At 68.8% G+C, this 16969-nt stretch carries 18 protein-coding genes; 4 read left to right on the top strand and 14 right to left on the bottom strand.

The annotated features are described in order from the left end of the window. Positions 1–152: 152 nt before the first annotated feature. The 9 genes from FOC67_RS03840 to gspG all read right to left on the bottom strand — a co-directional run bounded on the left by FOC67_RS03840 (position 153) and on the right by gspG (position 11197). Positions 153–1253 carry a substrate-binding domain-containing protein gene (locus FOC67_RS03840; RefSeq protein WP_003112210.1) on the bottom strand — a complete coding sequence of 367 codons (1101 nt, stop codon included), beginning with the start codon at positions 1251–1253 and terminating at the stop codon, positions 153–155. 85 nt (positions 1254–1338) lie between these two features. Then, a complete protein-coding gene (gene lapA / locus FOC67_RS03835) occupies positions 1339–2445 on the bottom strand; it encodes an alkaline phosphatase LapA (RefSeq protein WP_009315215.1) in 1107 nt (368 codons plus the stop codon). 513 nt (positions 2446–2958) lie between these two features. Continuing rightward, positions 2959–4173: a type II secretion system inner membrane protein GspF gene (gspF, locus tag FOC67_RS03830; RefSeq protein WP_022579875.1), complete on the bottom strand. Its 1215-nt coding sequence runs from the start codon at positions 4171–4173 to the stop codon at positions 2959–2961. Then, entirely contained in the window at positions 4173–5582 is a 1410-nt protein-coding gene (gene gspE / locus FOC67_RS03825; protein ID WP_003120811.1) for a type II secretion system ATPase GspE, read from the bottom strand. The genes gspF and gspE overlap by 1 nt, the downstream gene beginning before the upstream one ends. Next, positions 5579–7990 carry a type II secretion system secretin GspD gene (gspD, locus tag FOC67_RS03820; protein ID WP_009315212.1) on the bottom strand — a complete coding sequence of 804 codons (2412 nt, stop codon included), beginning with the start codon at positions 7988–7990 and terminating at the stop codon, positions 5579–5581. The genes gspE and gspD overlap by 4 nt, the downstream gene beginning before the upstream one ends. Continuing rightward, a complete protein-coding gene (locus FOC67_RS03815) occupies positions 7987–8580 on the bottom strand; it encodes a type II secretion system protein M (protein WP_009315211.1) in 594 nt (197 codons plus the stop codon). Before FOC67_RS03815 ends, gspD begins: the two co-directional genes overlap by 4 nt. Continuing rightward, positions 8567–9778: a type II secretion system protein GspL gene (gene gspL, locus FOC67_RS03810; protein WP_009315210.1), complete on the bottom strand. Its 1212-nt coding sequence runs from the start codon at positions 9776–9778 to the stop codon at positions 8567–8569. The genes FOC67_RS03815 and gspL overlap by 14 nt, the downstream gene beginning before the upstream one ends. Further along, complete coding sequence (gene gspK, locus FOC67_RS03805) at positions 9775–10740, bottom strand: type II secretion system minor pseudopilin GspK (RefSeq protein ID WP_003085351.1); 966 nt, start codon at positions 10738–10740, stop codon at positions 9775–9777. The genes gspL and gspK overlap by 4 nt, the downstream gene beginning before the upstream one ends. A gap of 7 nt (positions 10741–10747) precedes the next feature. Continuing rightward, entirely contained in the window at positions 10748–11197 is a 450-nt protein-coding gene (gspG, locus tag FOC67_RS03800) for a type II secretion system major pseudopilin GspG (protein ID WP_003085349.1), read from the bottom strand. Between the two features lie 233 nt (positions 11198–11430). Here gspG and gspI point away from each other — a divergent pair, with 233 nt between their 5' ends. Next, positions 11431–11805: a type II secretion system minor pseudopilin GspI gene (gene gspI / locus FOC67_RS03795; RefSeq protein WP_003085347.1), complete on the top strand. Its 375-nt coding sequence runs from the start codon at positions 11431–11433 to the stop codon at positions 11803–11805. Between the two features lie 2 nt (positions 11806–11807). Here gspI and FOC67_RS03790 read toward each other — a convergent pair whose 3' ends face one another. Next, positions 11808–12239 carry a type II secretion system protein N gene (locus tag FOC67_RS03790; RefSeq protein WP_003085345.1) on the bottom strand — a complete coding sequence of 144 codons (432 nt, stop codon included), beginning with the start codon at positions 12237–12239 and terminating at the stop codon, positions 11808–11810. 147 nt (positions 12240–12386) lie between these two features. Between FOC67_RS03790 and gspH the strand changes: the two genes are divergently transcribed. Then, positions 12387–12836: a type II secretion system minor pseudopilin GspH gene (gspH, locus tag FOC67_RS03785; protein WP_003085343.1), complete on the top strand. Its 450-nt coding sequence runs from the start codon at positions 12387–12389 to the stop codon at positions 12834–12836. Further along, positions 12820–13461, top strand: coding sequence for a type II secretion system protein J (locus tag FOC67_RS03780; protein ID WP_003085334.1), 642 nt, complete (start codon positions 12820–12822; stop codon positions 13459–13461). The genes gspH and FOC67_RS03780 overlap by 17 nt, the downstream gene beginning before the upstream one ends. Positions 13462–13470: 9 nt before the next feature. Here FOC67_RS03780 and vreR read toward each other — a convergent pair whose 3' ends face one another. From vreR to vreA, 3 genes are all read right to left on the bottom strand, one after another. Then, entirely contained in the window at positions 13471–14430 is a 960-nt protein-coding gene (vreR, locus tag FOC67_RS03775; RefSeq protein ID WP_003106396.1) for an anti-sigma factor VreR, read from the bottom strand. Positions 14431–14499: 69 nt separating this feature from the next. After that, a complete protein-coding gene (vreI, locus tag FOC67_RS03770) occupies positions 14500–15045 on the bottom strand; it encodes an RNA polymerase sigma factor VreI (RefSeq protein ID WP_003085329.1) in 546 nt (181 codons plus the stop codon). Then, a complete protein-coding gene (vreA, locus tag FOC67_RS03765) occupies positions 15042–15758 on the bottom strand; it encodes a TonB-dependent outer membrane receptor VreA (RefSeq protein WP_009315209.1) in 717 nt (238 codons plus the stop codon). The genes vreI and vreA overlap by 4 nt, the downstream gene beginning before the upstream one ends. A 165-nt stretch (positions 15759–15923) precedes the next feature. Here vreA and FOC67_RS03760 point away from each other — a divergent pair, with 165 nt between their 5' ends. Next, positions 15924–16244: a hypothetical protein gene (locus FOC67_RS03760; protein WP_003085325.1), complete on the top strand. Its 321-nt coding sequence runs from the start codon at positions 15924–15926 to the stop codon at positions 16242–16244. Positions 16245–16360: 116 nt separating this feature from the next. On the opposite strand, the gene pigA is transcribed toward FOC67_RS03760, so the two are convergent. Further along, entirely contained in the window at positions 16361–16957 is a 597-nt protein-coding gene (gene pigA, locus FOC67_RS03755) for a biliverdin-producing heme oxygenase PigA (RefSeq protein ID WP_003085321.1), read from the bottom strand. Between the last annotated feature and the right edge of the window lie 12 nt (positions 16958–16969).

Raw genomic sequence — 16969 nt, 5'->3', positions numbered from 1 at the left:
GGGGTCCTTGAGCATGAAGTCGGTCGGGCGCCCGCAACGACGCCCGTTACTGGTAGACGGCCTGGCGGAGGGTGGGCCGAAGACTTGTCATGGAAAGTTCATGGAGCGGAGATCGACGGCGATCCTTTGTGGAGCGCCGCCGGGCAGGGAAACTAAGGACGGCCGCGGTTGGTGCAGATGTTTGGATTGTTGATGTTCAGGTTTTCGCCGTTGCCGCTGACGAAGGTGTTCATGACCGCGCTCTTCCAGATCGCAACCAGGGGGACGAAGCCATGGGCGACGGTCGCCGCGTTGTTCACGCTCGACCCATAGTGCCTGGTCAGGAATGCCCGGATCTGACTGGCCGCGTTGGCGTCCCGATAGCACTGGCTGAAGATGAAATTGGTATAGCCGACGATGGCATAGCCACGGGTGGGGTTGGCAAATGTCGGAACCCATTCCAGAGGGTTGGCGCGAGCGGTAGTGGTAGTCGGAGGTACGACGGTGGACACGGCCGCCACGACATTGGCCGCGCTCGGCAGAAGCCCGTTCACCCGCGCGATCTTCGCATTGTCGGAAAGAGGAAGCCCCTCCGGTCCGGCATAGCCGATCGAACCGTCCACTGCATTGATCGCGGAGCGAACCTCGGCATCGCTCGATACCCCGGTCCAGTTGGCGGGCAGCGGGCCGTTGAGCGGCAAACGGGCATTGGCGAACAGCGGACCGGTGGCGAATCGCGTCGGACAGATACTGTTCAGGTGACGCGCCAGCAACTCGGTGGTGCCGCTGCCATCGACACGGTAGACGATGCGAATCGGCGTGGTGTCGCCGCTGCCCAGCAGTTGCCCCCAGGTAGTCCTGGCGCCGGAGAAGACATCGCACAATTGCAGGCTGCTCAAGTTGAGCGCGGTGGTTCCAGCCTTCCGATAGGGAACGACCACCGGAGTGACCACCGAGGGAATCTGGATCAGCGGACCGTATTCTTCGTTGAAGCGCACGAGGTAGTCCAGCAGCTCGACGTTCCGCAGCACCGAGTCACTTCCGGCGTAGTGCACGCTGCCGGTCGCGCCGAACAGCACCGGGTCATTGGTCAGGAAGGCCCGCTTGCCGGCACTGCTCCCCACCCCCTCATAGCTGAAAGTAGCCGGCAGAATGCTGTCGGGAGAGCCTTTGTAGAGCGCTTCCGGCAGCGTGGCGCCACCACCGGTCACGGCCAGGGCCACCTGGCTGGCGAAGAGCGTCAGTGCAACGACGCCAAGCATTGGCTTGAGCATGAAAACCTCCTGGGTTCCCCACAAGAAAAAAGACCGGCAGCCACAGGGCTGCCGGTCCTCGTATCGATTCGCCTAGGCGAAGCGCTTACGGGCGGCCTTTGGTGTTGCAGACGTTGGTGTTGCCGATGGCCAGGTTTTCGCTGGTGCCGGTGTAGAAGGCGCTCACGATGGCGCTCTTCCAGGCCGGAGTCAGCGGGATGAAGCCATGGGCGGCAACTGCGGCGTTGGTGGTGGTGCCACCGTAGTGCTTGTTGATGAAGGCGCGGACGTCGGTGGAAACGCTGGCGTCCTTGTAGCACTGGCCGAAGACGAAGTTGGTGTAACCGACGATGGAGTAGCCGGCGCTCGGATTGGCGAACACCGGAACCCACTTGCTGGGATCGGCACGGTCGGCGGCGTTGGCCGGCGGAGCCACGCTGCCCAGGGCAGTGGAAACGTTAGCCTGGGTCGGCAGGTTGCCGTTCACACGGGAAACCTCGGCGTTGCTGTTGATGTTCACCGCATCCGGGCTGACATAGCCGAGGGAGCCGTTGGTTGCCTTGACGGTCGACACCACGGTGGAAGTGGCGGCGACGCCAACCCAGTTGCTCGGCAACGTACCGCCGGCCGGCAGACGGGCGTTGGTAAAGGTCGAGTTGGTGGCGAAGCGAGTCGGGCAGATCGAGTTCAGGTGGCGGGTGAACAGTTCGGTGGTGCCGCTGCTACCGGTGCGGTAGACGATGCGGATCGGCGTGCTGTCGGTAGTGCCCAGCAGTTGACCCCAGGTGGTCTTGGCGCCGGAGAAGGCGTCGCAGAGTTGGGCGCTGGTCAGGTTGAGCGTGGTGTTGCCGTCCTTGCGATAGGGCACGGTGACCGAGGTGGCTACCGACGGGATCTGGATCAGCGGACCGTAGGTGCCGTTGTAGTTGCTGTTGTAGGTGGTCAGTTCGCTACCGCTCAGGACCGAGTCGCTACCGGCATAGTGAACGGTACCGGTGGTGCCGAACAGCGAGGAGTTGTTGGTCAGGAAAGCGTTCTTGCCGGTGCCGCTGCCGGTCACGGCATAGCTGAAGTTGGCCGGCAGGATGCTGTCGGCGGAGCCTTTGTACAGCTCGGCCGGCAGGGAAGCGCCACCGCCGGTGACGGCCATGGCTTGGGCGGATACGAGGGCGGCCACGCTCAGCGAGGCAGCGATCAGAGAGCGCTTGTACATGAAGAATCTCCTTTCATCGTGGTGTTGGTACGTTGAGGAAGTCGTCTTGCATGAGGCGGCGCCGTGCTTGCCGGGCTTTGCATCCCTAGCCGGTCGAAGGGGCCGCTGGGGATAAAACTCGCAAGTTCCGGTGACAGATCGGGGAAAAAATCTCGGGAGCATCGAATTGTTTTCGCAGCCTTTCCTCGGGTGTTCGCAGGCTCTGCGCCGGGCCTTTTCGCGGGACCTGCGAGGTTCCGCGAGCGCCTCCCGGCAGCCAGCCCGCGACGGCCATGGCGCGCCCTCGGGGCAACCTCGCTGAAACATGCACCCGAGCCCTGGCGAGGGGCCACACGGGTTGATGACAGCGAGAGGAAGGCCGGCTTGCACAAGCCCCTCCCGTAGGGCGGATTACGCCAGCGGCGTTATCCGCCGATACCTCTCTTCGGAAGACTGCTGAGACGCCCCATCCCCACGGCGGATAGCCGCGAGCGGTTAACCGCCCCGCACGGGAAGGGCTTGTTCAGGCACGGACTACTGGACCAGCTGGTTCATCTCGATGATCGGCATCAGCACCGCCATCACGATGGTCAGCACCACCCCGCCCATGACCACGATCATCAGCGGCTCGAGCAGCGCGGTCATGCCCATGGCGCGGCGCTCGATGTCGCGCGACAGGGTCTGCGCCGCGCGGTCGAGCATCGGCGGCAGCGCGCCGGTCTTCTCGCCGCTGGCGATCAGGTGGGTGAGGATCGGCGGGAATACCTGCCGCGTGCGCAGCGCCGAGGCCAGCGAGACACCTTCGCGAACCTGCGCGGTGGCCTCCTCCACCGCCTGCGCGAGGCAGTCGTTGGCCAGCGTCTGGCGCGCCGCATCGAGCGCGCGCAGCAGCGGTACGCCGGCGCTGCCGAGGATCGCCAGGGTGGAGGCGAAGCGCGCGGTATTCACCCCGAGCACGAAGCGTCCGAGCAGAGGCAGGCGCAGCACTCGCCGGTGCCAGCCGAGCCGCGCCTGCGGGTCGCGCAGGTACAAGCGCCAGCCCCAGTAAGCGCCACCGATGGCGCCGGCGCAGAGCCAGCCCCAGGCGCGCACGAAGTCGCTGGCCTGGAGCATCGCCCGGGTCAGCGCTGGCAGGTCCTGGCGCGCCTGGGAGAAGGCGCTGACCACCTGCGGCACCACGTAGCCGAGGAGGAAGATGACGATGCCGATGGAGACCACGCCGACCACCGCCGGGTAGATGAACGCGGTGAGGATCTTGCCGCGCAGGGCGTTGCGTTCCTCGATGTAGTCGGCCAGGCGCTCCATCACCTGGGCCAGGTCGCCGGACTCCTCGCCCGCAGCCACCAGCGCCCGGTAGATTTCCGGGAAGTCCCGCGGCCGTGCGGCAAGGGCGTCGGCCAGGCGCATGCCGCCGCGCACGTCGCTGCGCACGGCGCTCAGGGTCTGGGCGATGTGCTTGCGCTCGGCCTGGTCGAGGGTGGCGCTCAGCGCCGCCTCCAGCGGCAGGCTGGCGGCCAGCAGGCTGGCCAGTTGGCGGGTGGCCCAGGCCAGGTCGCCGTCGGACAGGCGCGGGGCGAACAGCGCGCCCGCCCCTTGCCCGGCCCCGCCGCCAGCCTGTTCGCGGACCTCCAGCGGGGTCAGGCCACGGGCGCGCAGTTGGCCGAGGGCGCCACGCTGGCTGTCCGCCTCCAGGGTGCCGGTCTCGATCCGGCCCTGGGCGTCGGCGGCTTCGTAGCGGAAGGTCTGCATCAGGCGTCCCGGGTCACGCGGAGGATTTCCTCCAGGGTGGTGGAGCCGCTGGCGATCCAGCGCTCGCCGTCCTCGCGCATGCTGCGCATGCCGGCGGCGCGGGCGGCTTCGCGGAGATCCTGCTCGGCGCGGCCCTGGTGGACCAGGCGGCGGATCTCGTCGTCGATCACGAACAGTTCGTGGATGCCGGTGCGCCCGCTGTAGCCGGTCTGGTTGCAGGCCGGGCAGCCGACCGCGCGCCAGCCGCCGTCCTCTTCGACCCGGCAATGCGTGCACAGGCGCCGCACCAGGCGCTGGGCGAGTACACCAAGCATCGACGAGGCGAGCAGGAACGGCTCGACGCCCATGTCCACCAGCCGGGTCACCGCCGACACCGCGTCGTTGGTGTGCAGCGTGGCCAGCACCAGGTGCCCGGTGAGCGAGGCCTGCACGGCGATCTGCGCGGTCTCCAGGTCGCGGATCTCGCCGATCATGATGATGTCCGGGTCCTGCCGGAGGATCGCCCGCAGGGCTACGGCGAAGGTCATGTCGATGCGCGCGTTGACCTGGATCTGGCTGATCCCCGGCAGGTCGTACTCCACCGGGTCCTCGACGGTGAGGATGTTGCTGGTGCTGGCGTCGAGCCGCGCCAGGGCGGCGTAGAGGGTGGTGGTCTTGCCGCTGCCGGTGGGCCCGGTGACCAGCACGATGCCGTGCGGCTGGCGGATCAGGTTGTCCAGCGGCGCCAGCACGCCGGGAGCCATGCCCAGGGTCTCCAGCCTCAGGCGCCCGGCCTGCTTGTCGAGCAGGCGCATCACCACCCGTTCGCCGTGGCCGGTGGGCACGGTCGAGACGCGAATGTCGATCGGCCGCCCGGCTACCCGCAAGGCGATGCGGCCATCCTGGGGCAGGCGTTTCTCGGCGATATCCAGCTGCGCCATGATCTTGATCCGCGACACCAGCGCCGCGTGCAGCGCCTTGCGCGGCGCGACCACGTCGCGCAGGGCGCCGTCGACGCGGTAGCGCACCACCGAATGGGTCTCGAAGGGCTCGATGTGGATGTCGCTGGCCTCGTCGCGCGCCGCCTGGGTCAGCAGCGCGTTGATCATGCGGATCACCGGCGCGCCATCCTGGGTGTCGAGCAGATCGGTGACCTCGGGGATATCGTCCATCAGGCGGTCGAGGTCGACCTCGCTCTCCGCCGCGCCGACCACCGCCGCGGCGCTGCCGGTATCGGAGTAGGCGCTGGCCAGCAGGGTGTCGAGTTCGTCGTCGCGGACGCTCTCCAGGCTGGCCAGCGCATGCCGCTGGCGCACCTCGCTGATCGCCCAGCCGGGCGTCCGCGGGCTGACCAGCAGGGTCGCGCCATGCTCGCCCGGCCGCAGCAAGGCGCGCTGCGCCTTGGCCCAGGCGTAGGGCAGCAGGCTCATAGCGGCGCCGCCTCGCCCAGCGGTACCGCGCGCAGCGGCCGCGGACTCGGGCGCAAGTCGTAGGCGGCCTGCGGGATGCCCTGCTGCGCCGGCGGCAGCACCGGAGCCTGCATGTCGCCGACGCTCCAGTCGTGGCGCGGCTGCACGCGCTGCTGGGCGCGGCGGATGAAGTCGTAGCGGTTGAGGGTGATGCTGCGCCCGGCGGCGGCGTCGCGGACGATGTAGGGACGCAGGAAGACCATCAGGTTGGTCTTGGTCCGCGAGCGCTTCTGGTAGCGGAACAGCGAGCCGACGCCGGGGAGGCTGGAGAGTCCGGGAACGCCGTCGGTGTTGTCCTGCACGTTGTCCTGCAACAGGCCGCCGAGGACCATGATCTGGCCGTCGTCGAGGAGGATGCTGGTATCGATCGCGCGCTTGTTGGTGACCACCCCGGCGGCGGTGCTGGCGCGCTCGTCGACGCTGCTGACCTCCTGGTAGACGTCGAGCTTGACCGTTCCTCCCTCGGAGATCTGCGGACGGATGTTCAGCTTCAGGCCGACGTCCTCGCGCTGGATGGTCTGGAACGGGTTGTTGCTGGTACCGCCGCCGTCGGTGACGTACTGGCCGCTGACGAAGGGTATGGTCTGGCCGACCATGATGCTCGCCGACTCGTTGTCCAGGGTCAGCAGGTTCGGGGTCGACAGGACGTTGGTGCCGCCGCGGCTCTTCAGCGCCCGGGCGAGCACCTTGAGGTCGAGGATCTTGCCGATCCCGGGGATGTCCACGGTGCCATCCACCAGGCCGATGTTGAGCCCCTTGGGCAACACGTCGATGGTGTTCTTGCCGGCCGTGTTCAGCGCCGACTGGCCGAAGTTGACCCCGCCGAACACGCCGTTGCCGCCGAGGTTGCCGGCCTGCCACTGGATGCCGAACTCGCTGGAGTCGTCTTCGCTGACCTCGACGATCAGGCTTTCGATCACCACCTGGGCGCGGCGCTGGTCGAGCAGGTCGATGACTTCGCGGAGGTTGCGGTACAACGGCTCGGGTGCGGAAATCAGCAGGGTGTTGGTGGTGGCGTCGGCCTGTACGGTGACCCCGCCGGCGGAGAACGCCGAGTTCTCCTCGCCCATCGCACCGGGTCCGGCGCCGCCCTGGCCGCTGCCCATCGCACCATAGGCGCCGCCGCTGCGGTTGCTGCCGCCCAACCCGCTGGAACCGCTGCCCGTGGTATTGCCGCTGCTCCCCAGGCCCTGGCTACCAGTACCGCTGTTGCCGCCACCGAGCATGCCGCCGCCGCTCAGGCGCGCGCGCTGCTGGTCGCCCTCGTTGCCCTCGCCGCCGCTGTCGCCGGTGATCAGCCCGCGCAGTGCCTGGGCCAGGCGGGTCGCCTGGGCGTTGCGCAAGTAGACCACATGGAGGTTGCCGGGATTGCTTTGCACGCTGTCCAGCTTGCCGATCAGGTCGCGCGCCAATTGCGTGCGCTCGGGGCTCGGCGAGCGGATCACGATGCTGTTGGAGCGTGGGTCGGCGAGCACCACGGTCTTCTGGCCCTGCTCGGCGCCGCCGCTGCCCTGGCTGTCGAGCAGTTCGGAGACGGTGCTGGCGATGTCCACCGCGATACCGTTCTGGATCGGCACCACGTCGGTGTCGCTGGCGCTGGGGATGTCGATGCTGGCGATGATCCCGGCGACCCGGTCGAGGTTTTCCGCGTAGTCGGTGACCACCACGGTGTTGTTCCCCGGATAGGCATTGATCGGGTTGTTCTGCGCGACGATCGGGCGCAGCACCGGGATCAGGTTCACCGCGTTCTCGTAGCGCAGGCGGAAGGTCCGCGTAACCATGCCGTTGGCCGCCGGCCGGTCGGCGCCGTAGACCGGCCCGCCGAGCAGCTTGGCGTCGGCCTCCGGCACCACCTGGCTGACCCCGTCGACGTCGACCACGCTGAAGCCCTGCATGCGCAGGGCGCTGGTGAGCATGCGGTAGGCGGTGCGCGCCGGTACCTGGCCTTCGGAAACCAGGGTCAGCTTGCCCTTCACCCGCGGGTCGACCAGGAACTGCCGGCCGGTGGCGCGCGACAGCGCGCGCACCACCGCTTCCACCTCGGTATCGACGAAATTCAGGCTGACCGGCTGCTCGCCGAGTTCGGCCGCTGTCGCTGAGACCGGAGCCACGCCACCGGAGCGCGCCACGCCGCGTCCGGCACTCAGCGCGCGGCGGGCCTGCTCGGCCTGGGGCCGCTCGCGGACGTCGGCGCTGCGCAACGGCGCACCGGAGCGGACACTGCTCAGCGGCCGGCCGACTTCCTCGTCGGCCGGGGGCACGCCGGGGACCTTCGGCGTCTCGCTACACGCCGCGACCAGCAGCGCGCCCAGCGCCACGCCCAGTACAGGCCAACGACGCCGGGCATGGTGGAAAGCTGATTGCCTCATGGGGAATCCTTGGGAGCGGAAGTCGACTGCAAATGGATCGAGGCGGACACCAGCCCGCCGGACGGCTCGCTCGAAGAGCCAGAGCGCTCCTCGGAAGGAGCGTCGAGACGCGTCACCTGCGCCTCGCTGACGCTCAGGCGCAACGCCGCCGGGCTGCGCGCCAGCCAGCGCAGCAAGGCCTCGCCGGACACGCTGGCGAAGTCCAGTTGCCATTGGCCCGGTTGCGGGGCGTCCAGTTGGAAACCGTCGAGTCCCTGATCGCGCAGGCTGCGACGGATCGCCTCGGCGTCCGCCGTACCGCTCAGGGTCGGACCGCGCAACGCCTCGACCTCGCGCAACACGCCGTCCACCGCCGCGGCCTGCGCACGCAGGCGCGGCAGCTCGGCTTGCCAATGCTCGATCCGCGCCAGCGGCGGATCGATGAACACTTGCCAGGTCAGCGCCAGGCATAGCGCCAGGCCACCGCCGGCGAGAATCTTGCGCTCGCGCGGCGCCAGTTGCCGCCAGTAGGCCTGCAGCCGCAGCAGCAGGGGACTCCAGCGCTGCGCCGGGGTATTCAGTAGGCCCGCCAGGCGCTTATTCATCTTCATCGGCAGCCGCCTCGGCAGTGCCACTGTCTGCCGCGCCAGCGGCCGGCGCTGGCGGCGCTTCCATGGCGCGCACCTGCCAGCCCTTGTCGGAGGCATCGGCCTGCAACCCGTGCTTGCCCAACTCGCCCTGCCAGGCAGCGGCATCGCCGCCTGGCGGTCCCGGCAGCAGCTCCAGGTCCAGTTCGCCGGCGTGGTAGTCCAGTCGTTGCAGGCGCCCGGCGAGGAACGGCATCGCCTCGCCGGCGCCATGCAGCAGCGCGGCCAGCCCCGGTACGGCATCGCCATCGGCCTTGCCGGCCAGATAGGCGTCGCGTCGCTCGCGAGCCTGGCGCAGCGGATCGAGCACCACCGGCAGTTCCGGGAAGGCCTGCTGCACGCGTTGACTGCTCTGCCGTTGCAAGGACTGGCCCTGCCCGGCCAGTTGCCCGGCGTACAGGTTCAGACCGGCGACCCACACCAGCAAGGCCAGGGCAGCGCAGATCAGGGGCATCTTCCAGGTGCCGTTGCCGGCGCTCGTCGCCGGCGCTTTCAGCGCCAATCCCCACGGACTGGCGGGCCCGCTCCAGCGCAGCGCTTCGTCCAGCGCCTCGGCCCGCTCCAGGGCTGCGGAGCGCCACGCCGGTCGCTCGCCCAGCCAGAACAGTCGCAACTCCTGCGGGACCTCAGCGAGGCCCTGCTCCGGCAAGGGATGGACCGCAGCGTCGCTCAGCGAGCGGCGCAACAGCAGATGGCCGTCCCACTCGCCGGCCACCCAAGCGTCATCGCGCAACGGCAGGAGGAACGGCGCGGCCTGCACCTCCCGCACGTCGAGCCGCAGCCGCTGCACGGCCTGCTCCAGCGAGGCCAGCGCCGACGCCTCCAACCACCCCAAGGTCAGGCGCCCGTCGGCGCCGCGCGGGCCGTGGGCCAGGCGTAGCTGCGCCGGATCGCCGAGGACCAGCGCCTCGGCCGCGCAGTTCACCGCGGCGGCGAGCTTCGCCGCAGGCAGCGCCGGCAGTTCGAGACTGACCAGGCGGCAATCGCGCGGATGCAGGAACAGCGCCACCGGCAACCCCTGGCGTCGCCGCGCCAGTTCCGCGAGCGAGGCCTCGATTCGTTCCTGCACCGCGCCGCGCGCATCCAGGCGCAGGCAATGCAGCGGCGCCGCCTCGGCGAACTCGCTCAGCGGCGGCAGCAGGCAACGCCAGGTGGCTTTCATGAGCCCACCCTCACCCAGTTGACCGCCGTGCTTTCACCGGCCTTGCGCTGCACCAGGGCTTGCAGGCGCACCTCTTGCCGGTCGCGCCGAGCATAGGCGGTGAGCAGGAACCAGTCGCTGGTGATCCCGACCTTCACCGACTGCGCCTGCAATTGCGGCATGTTCAGGCGGTTGACGAAGTCGCCGCGATTGAGGAACCAGCGGCCCCGGTCGCGCTCGCCGAGCACCCGCCGCGCCTGGTCCAGCCCGAGGCCGGGGACACAGGCGGCGAGCACTTCGGCGCGCGCGGTGTTGCCGTTGATCCAGGTGGTTTCGGGCAGGATGGTGACGTAGGGCCGCAGGCGTTCCAGGGTCGCCGGCGGAATGCCCAGCCGGGCCAGGTCGTCGAGACGCCTGAGCGCCGGCATGCGCGCCGGAAGCGCACGCAACACGGCGCCCGGCGAAGTCTCGCGGCCGCTGTCGAAGCCTGCGGGTTGCGTCTCGGCCGGCGGCGCTTCGGCGGGCAGCCGTGCATAGGAATCGAGTACCCGCTCGACGATCAGCCGCGTCTCCTTCGGGCGCACGCCGAGCAGACCGGCGAGGCGTTCGAAGTTCGCTCGCTCCTGGAGATCGGGGCGCTGGTCGACCAACAGGTTGCGCAGGTTGAACTTGCCCTGCTCGTCTTCCAGTTGGCCGTTGAACGGCAATTCGGCGCTGCTCAGACGCAAGCCACGCATCGGTTGCGCCCAGCGCTGGTCGAGGCGGGTCAGCGGGTCGCGGCGGCTGTCCTCGAGCAGCAACTGGCGGCTCCATTCCAGGCCGCCGCGCAGCATCCAGCCGGCCTGGATGCGTAGCTGCTCGCTTTCCAGGGCGCGGATGAATGCGCTCTGGCGGGCGATCAGGCCGGCGGCTATGACCGCAACCACGGTGACGATCAGCAGCGCGCTGATGATCGCCATGCCGCGCTGGCGATGACCGTTCATGGCGCGCTCAGAGCTGCCAGGAGCCGATGTCGGCGTTGATGCCCTCGCCGCCCGGCTGCCCGTCGGCGCCGAGGGAGAACACGTCGATCTCGCCGTTCACGCCGGGATTCAGGTACTGGTAGGGCTTGCCCCAGGGGTCGTTGGGCAGGCGCTCCAGGTACGAGCGCCAGTTGCTCGCCGAGGCATCGGCAGGACGCTCCGCGAGCACCTTCAAGCCCTGCGCCTGGCTCGGATAGCGGCCCTGGTCGAGGCGGTAGAGCTTGAGCGCCTGCATCAGCCCGGAGATGTCCTGGCGCGCCGCGGTGGCACGGGCCTGGTCGGGACGGTCGAGCACCTTGGGTACCACCATCGCGGCGAGGATGCCGAGGATCACCACCACCACCATGATCTCGATCAGGGTGAAGCCCCGCTGTCCCCGATGTCCTTTCGGGCTGGAGCTGAACTGCACGACATCCATCTCGACACTCCTCGGCATGGTTCGATTCGCCGCGGATTGTTTCAGGAAGATATGTCAACGATATTGAAAATCCTCGGGTGCGCCGCTCTTCCGGAGGCGCCCGCAAGGCCCTGGAGCCGGGCTTTCCGGCAGGCGCCGGGGATGGCTCGCGGGAGCGCCCTCCCGAGCTTTTGTCAGGGATCGGTCAGATTTCCCGGCTAGCCTGGAGGTCCCCTTTCGCCGACCTTCCCGCGATGTCCACGCGCCTGTCTTCCCGCGGTTTCACCCTGATCGAAGTGCTGGTCGCGCTGGCCATCGTCGCCATCGCCCTGGCCGCGGCGATCCGCGCGGTGGGCCTGATGACCGACGGCAACGGTCTGTTGCGCGACAAGTCGCTGGCCCTGCTGGCAGCGGAGAGCCGGCTCGCCGAGCTACGCCTGGGCGTCGGCGCGGCTCCGGGAAACAGCGATTTCGAATGCTCCCAGGGCCGCCTGCGGTTGTACTGCGAACAACGCGTCGAGGCCACCGACGACCCCGCGCTACTCTGGGTGGAAATCCGTGTGCGCACGCAGCGCGAACAGGCGGTGCCGCTGGCGCGCCTGAACACCCTGCTGAGCCGCTCCCGGTGATCTCAACCGCGCTTGAGGGTAGCCAGCGGCGGCGGTTCGGCGAGCCGCTGCATGGGCACCCGGCGAACCTCGCCGTTCTGCTCGATGAGCACCGCGTCGGCCTCGATCCGCCGCACCTTCGCCGCACGTGCCAGGACCTCGCCCTCCCGATAGGCCTGGGCCGGCGCGCCGTTCACCGAGAGGATGGCGATCGCCGCGGGACCACCGCTGATCAATCCCGCCAGTTGCACCTCGACCTCACCGGAAGGCGCCGCGAACCAGCGTTGAGCGGCGTCCTCGCCGCTGGGCGGCGGAACGTCGGCGACCTCGGCCTGGACCACGCCGGGAATCGGCGCCAGCAACAGATAGCCCCAGAACAGCAGGCCGGCGAGGATCGCCAGCACGGCGGCGAACTGGACCAGGCGGGGCGGATCGATACGGGGCATGGCCGGCATGGCGGGGCTCTCCTGGCGTATGGGCGACGGGCGCCACGAACGGCGCCCCGGCACCAGCCTAGCGCGGAATTCTCTCCGTTATGTTTCACACGCCGATCATCTTCGTCGGGCACTCTGGAAACCTCTCTCTTCGCGGAGCGGCATCCGGTGAGGCGACCCCGGCAAGGCGGTTTCACCCTGATCGAACTGATGGTGGTGCTGGTAATCGTCGGCATCGCCACGGCGGCCATCAGCCTGAGCGCCCGCCCCGACCCGACGGGTCTGCTGCGCCAGGATGCCGCGCGCCTGGCGCGGTTGCTGGAAATAGCCCAGGGCGAAGCACGGGTACGCGGTACGCCGATCCTCTGGCAGCCCAGCGCCAAGGGCTATCGCTTCAGCCCGCAGGCCTATCGCGGCAAGACCGACGCCTTCGCCGCCGACACCGAATTGCGCGCGCGCGACTGGCAGGCCGCGCCGCTGCGGGTCAGCGTGCGCCCGCCGCGGCCGGTGTTGCTGGACGTCGAATGGATCGGCGCGCCGTTGCGGATAACGCTCTCCGACGGCCAACACAGCGTCACCGTGCTGCGCGAGGCGAACGGCCATGTCCGGGTACACTGAACGCGCGACGACGCGGCGCCGGCAAGCCGGCTTCACCCTGATCGAGGTGATGGTCGCGATCATGCTCATGGCCATCGTCAGCCTGATGGCCTGGCGCGGCCTGGACAGCATCGCCCGGGCCAGCGCGCACCTGGAGGACAGCACCGAGCAGGGCGCCGCGCTACTGCGCGCGCTGAACCAGCTGGAGCGCGACATCGCCCTGCACAGCGCCATCCGGGAGGAGACCGGCCTGCCCATCGGCGACGAGCCGATCCGGGCCGGCGACAGCCTGCCGCCCGGACTCGCACTGAAGCGCCTGAGCGAGATCCCATTGCGCCTGGACATCGTCCGCGCCAGTACCGAGCCAGGCGCGCCGCTGCAGCGCGTGCGCTGGTGGCGACAGGGCAAGATCCTCTACCGCGCCGCCTCGCCCAGCGGCGACCGCCTGCCGTTGCCGCCGCTGGCGGAGCGGGTGGCTGTGCTGGACGACGTGAGTCGGTTCGAGATCCGTGCCTGGGTGCCGGGAAAGGGCTGGACGCGCCTGCCGGCACGCAGCAAAGTCCGCGCCAGCGGACTGGAGATCAGCCTGTCGCGGGTCACCCGCAACGGCGTGGAGCGCTATCGACGGGTGGTGGCCCTGCAATGAAGCGGTGGCTCAGCCGAGCAGCACCACCCCGCCCGGCAGGCGGGTGACCTCGATGCCATAGGCATCGCGGATCAGGGTCGCCACGTCGGCCAGTTGATCGAGGCTGAAACGGGCCTGGACCCGGCGTCGGCCAAGGGCCTTGTCCAGCAGCAGGAGCATGCCGGGACGGTAGCGGTTGATTTCGTCGATCACCGTGGCCAACGGTACGTCGTTGAACACCAGCATGCGCTCGCGCCAGGCCATCACCTCGGCAACGTCGAAAGGCACCGGCGGACCGTTGCGTCGCTCGTCGAAGGTCAGCTGCTGGCCGGCCTGGAGGTCCAGGCGCTGGCCGAGGTGTTCGAGCCGCACGCTGCCCTCCAGGCAGGTCACCACGCAGACGTCACCGCTGCTGCGCACGTTGAAGCGGGCCCGGCTGGCGCTCAGCCAGGCGCTCCCGGCCATCACCCGCAGGCTGCTCTGCGGCGGGTGGCTGGCGATGATCTCGGCCTCGCCGCCGAGCAGTTCGATGGTTTCCTGCTGCTCTTGATTGCGCCGCACGTTCAGGCGGGTGCGGGTGTTCATCTCGATCCGCGTCTCGCCGCTCACCTGCACCTGGCGTTGCTCGCCGACCGCCGTGACATAGTCGGCGCCGCCCAGGCCATGGTCGAGCAGCGACGGGCGCAAGACGAACAACGCCACCGAGGCGGCCAGCGCACCGCCGACGAACCAGCGACGACCGAAACGCCTCGGCGCGATCTGCGCCACGGCCGGCGGCTCCAGCGGCAGAGCGGCGGCACTGCCGAGTGCCTGCCAGAGATCGCGCGCCTCGACGAACGCTCGCAGGTGTTGCGGGCTGCGCGCACACCACTGGCGGAAGGCCCGCGCGTCGCCCTGGGTGACGCGTCCGGAGGTCAGGCTGATCACCCAGGCGTGCGCTTCGTGGCGAAGGTCGCCGGTTTCATCGGCGGCGGAGTCTGAGGCTGTCATGACTGTGCTGTACGGACACCGGAATGGCTCATGGGATGGATATGGCGGCGGTTTTCCACCTGCTTATGCTTATGACGGTTTTCCGGCCCCGGGACCGAACCTCTGGATGACTTTTCTTTCCAGGCGCTCCGCGCAGAACCACAGGGCGGCCTTGAGTTCCTTCTCCACGGTGCGGGTGGAAATGCCGAAGCGACGGGAGATTTCCGCATGCGGCGTCTCTTCCAGGCGCGAGGCGATGAGAATCTGCCGACGCCGCGCCGGCAGTTCGCAAAGCGCCTCCAGCAGGCGACGGATCTCGGCGTGACCGCCGACGATGCGCTCCGGGTCGAGGCCTTCGTCGGCCACCTGCAACAGCTCCGCCACCTCCTCCCCGGTGAGCAGGCGGGCGTCGCCCTCGCGGCGGTCGGCGGCAATGTTCAGGGCAATACGGAACAGGTAGGCCTGGGGCTTCTTGACCTCCAGGGCATCATCCAGCCGGTCGACTCTCAGGTAGGTTTCGTGCAGCACGTCGCACGCCAGGTCCTCGGAGCCCAGGCGCCGTTTCAGGCGCGCCTTGAAGTCGTCGTAGGAGGCGAGGAACAGCTTCACCATCGCGCTTTGCCGCGAATCGCTCATGACCCTCCCATTCCCTCCGTCAGCTTGCATTCCATGGCCTTGCCCGTCGTCTTCGGCAGCAACAGGATGGTCAGCGGCTGGGCCAGCGTAGCGGGCGTCGCCTGCATCACCCGCACGCCGCGCAGGCTTTCCACCAGGGCGCTGTCCCGCTGCGGGTCGCCGGTCGAGCCGAGCAGGCGACTGTGGCGAACCTCGCCGAAGCGACCGATCCAGAGTTGCAGCACCGCGCGATAGGTACCCGGACGAGTGCGCGGCGAGCGGCACAACTGTTCTTCCAGCGCCGCCTGGACCGCTCCCGCGTAGCGGCGATCCAGCGGCTGCTCGACCTTCGGCATCTCTGCCGGCAGCGGCGCAGCATTCCTGACGGCCTGCGCCGGCAGCAGGGTGAACGCTTCCTGGCTGGTGTAGCGCGCCATCAGGCCGGTTCCGCCGAGCAGTCGGGTCAGGGCGTCGCTGGCGGTGAAGCGCCCCTGCAAGCGGGCCGAGCGCCGTCCACGGGCCAGCTCGCCATCCACCAGAACCGCCATTCCCGTCACCCCGCTGTAGGTCACCAGCGCCGATGCCAGGCTCTGCGGAGGAATATCGAACGCGTGCACCGCCAGGCGCAACGGCGGCCTGCCGCCATCGCCCGGCACGGCGCCGGACGCCGGCAGCAGCATGCCGAGACCGAGCAACGACACTGCGCACGACCTTGCCACCCCGAGGATCGACATCAACGGATTCCAGTCCGAACTACCCGGTTCAGGCCAGATGGCCATCACCCAGGAGGGACATCCTGATGGCACTGTGTGACTGTGGTGTGACGGTACCTGCGGTGACATGTTTTCACCGATTGCCGTATAAGCGGGAAACCACCATCCCAGCGCGGGAGAATCGCCATGCACCGTTCATCGCAGGTTCTGCCGGCCCTGATCCTGGGCCTGGCCATGAACGCCACCCTGGCCGACGAGCCGACGCCGCCGGCGAACTGCATCAACACCGAGGTCAACGGCTACCAGGCTTTGTCCTATGAATGCCTGAGCCAGCAGATGACCGATCCTGACAGCGCGGCCAGGGCCCGCCGCGAACAGGAGCTGGATTCCGCCGCCATCGTCCGGCGTCCGCCAAACCAGCTCGGCCTGTACAACCAATCGGCGACGCGCATTCGCCTGGGCACCTCGTTCGGCAACTCAGTGGAAGCGCAGCGGCCGCCTCGCTAAGGGCCTCCGCAGGTCCGCGTCCTGGCCGGCGGCGCAAGACAGAAAACCCCGACAACCAGGCCGGGGCAATCGTCGTCGGCGAGGTTGGCCGCCGATCAAAGGACAAGGAACGCCCCTCAGGCGAAGGTACGCTCCAGCAGGTCGCCGAAACGATTGAAGGCATCGCTGGCGCCCTTGGCGGCCAGGCGCTCTTCCTCCTCGTTCAGCTCGATGCCGTCGAGGATCGCCACGAAGCTCTTCCAGCCTTGCGCGCGGCCGCCTTCCGGCTCGGCCAGATGGCGGGCGCCGAAGTTCTCGTCGAGTTCGAGCGCGGCGGCTTTCTTGAACAGGAACGCAGCGCCCAGCTTCGAACCTTCGGAAACGAACAGCCAGCCCAGTGCCTCGGCCAGGCTCAGGTCGGCCTCGCGCACGCTCTGGTCGCCCTCCGGCACCGGATGGCCGAGGTCCGCCAGGTCTGCACGAGCGGCGTCGTCGCGGGCGCGGGAAGCCAGGCCGGGGAACAGGCGGGCCAGCGCTTCGTTGCGATAAAGCGGCTCCAGGTCATGCTGGAAGAGGTACTGGGCGGCGACGAAGCGGGCGAAATTGTCCCGGCTGGCGAAGGGTTCCTTGCTCTTCACCAGGCTCTCCAGGCGCTGGTGCGGCTCGTTGGTCAGCAGGTTGAGGCGTTGCGAACGCAGGTTTTGCCGAGTGGATTCAGGGGCCAGGGTATCCATAGGGGAATTCCT

It is taken from the genome of Pseudomonas sp. FDAARGOS_761 (assembly GCF_013343155.1).
Classification (GTDB): Bacteria; Pseudomonadota; Gammaproteobacteria; order Pseudomonadales; family Pseudomonadaceae; genus Pseudomonas; species Pseudomonas aeruginosa.
This window is presented reverse-complemented; position numbering and strand designations above follow the sequence as displayed.

What these genes read in the sequence shown, in the direction of transcription:
- gspL (WP_009315210.1), bottom strand. Translation starts at nt 9,778, where the DNA reads ATGAAAGCCACCTGGCGTTGCCTGCTGCCGCCGCTGAGCGAGTTCGCC.
- gspK (WP_003085351.1), bottom strand. Translation starts at nt 10,740, where the DNA reads ATGAACGGTCATCGCCAGCGCGGCATGGCGATCATCAGCGCGCTGCTG.
- FOC67_RS03790 (WP_003085345.1), bottom strand. Translation starts at nt 12,239, where the DNA reads ATGCCGGCCATGCCCCGTATCGATCCGCCCCGCCTGGTCCAGTTCGCC.
- vreA (WP_009315209.1), bottom strand. Translation starts at nt 15,758, where the DNA reads ATGTCGATCCTCGGGGTGGCAAGGTCGTGCGCAGTGTCGTTGCTCGGT.
- FOC67_RS03840 (WP_003112210.1), bottom strand. Translation starts at nt 1,253, where the DNA reads ATGCTCAAGCCAATGCTTGGCGTCGTTGCACTGACGCTCTTCGCCAGC.
- FOC67_RS03815 (WP_009315211.1), bottom strand. Translation starts at nt 8,580, where the DNA reads ATGAAGATGAATAAGCGCCTGGCGGGCCTACTGAATACCCCGGCGCAG.
- vreR (WP_003106396.1), bottom strand. Translation starts at nt 14,430, where the DNA reads ATGACAGCCTCAGACTCCGCCGCCGATGAAACCGGCGACCTTCGCCAC.
- gspG (WP_003085349.1), bottom strand. Translation starts at nt 11,197, where the DNA reads ATGGATGTCGTGCAGTTCAGCTCCAGCCCGAAAGGACATCGGGGACAG.
- FOC67_RS03760 (WP_003085325.1), top strand. Translation starts at nt 15,924, where the DNA reads ATGCACCGTTCATCGCAGGTTCTGCCGGCCCTGATCCTGGGCCTGGCC.
- gspF (WP_022579875.1), bottom strand. Translation starts at nt 4,173, where the DNA reads ATGCAGACCTTCCGCTACGAAGCCGCCGACGCCCAGGGCCGGATCGAG.
- gspE (WP_003120811.1), bottom strand. Translation starts at nt 5,582, where the DNA reads ATGAGCCTGCTGCCCTACGCCTGGGCCAAGGCGCAGCGCGCCTTGCTG.
- gspI (WP_003085347.1), top strand. Translation starts at nt 11,431, where the DNA reads ATGTCCACGCGCCTGTCTTCCCGCGGTTTCACCCTGATCGAAGTGCTG.
- lapA (WP_009315215.1), bottom strand. Translation starts at nt 2,445, where the DNA reads ATGTACAAGCGCTCTCTGATCGCTGCCTCGCTGAGCGTGGCCGCCCTC.
- pigA (WP_003085321.1), bottom strand. Translation starts at nt 16,957, where the DNA reads ATGGATACCCTGGCCCCTGAATCCACTCGGCAAAACCTGCGTTCGCAA.
- gspD (WP_009315212.1), bottom strand. Translation starts at nt 7,990, where the DNA reads ATGAGGCAATCAGCTTTCCACCATGCCCGGCGTCGTTGGCCTGTACTG.
- vreI (WP_003085329.1), bottom strand. Translation starts at nt 15,045, where the DNA reads ATGAGCGATTCGCGGCAAAGCGCGATGGTGAAGCTGTTCCTCGCCTCC.
- FOC67_RS03780 (WP_003085334.1), top strand. Translation starts at nt 12,820, where the DNA reads ATGTCCGGGTACACTGAACGCGCGACGACGCGGCGCCGGCAAGCCGGC.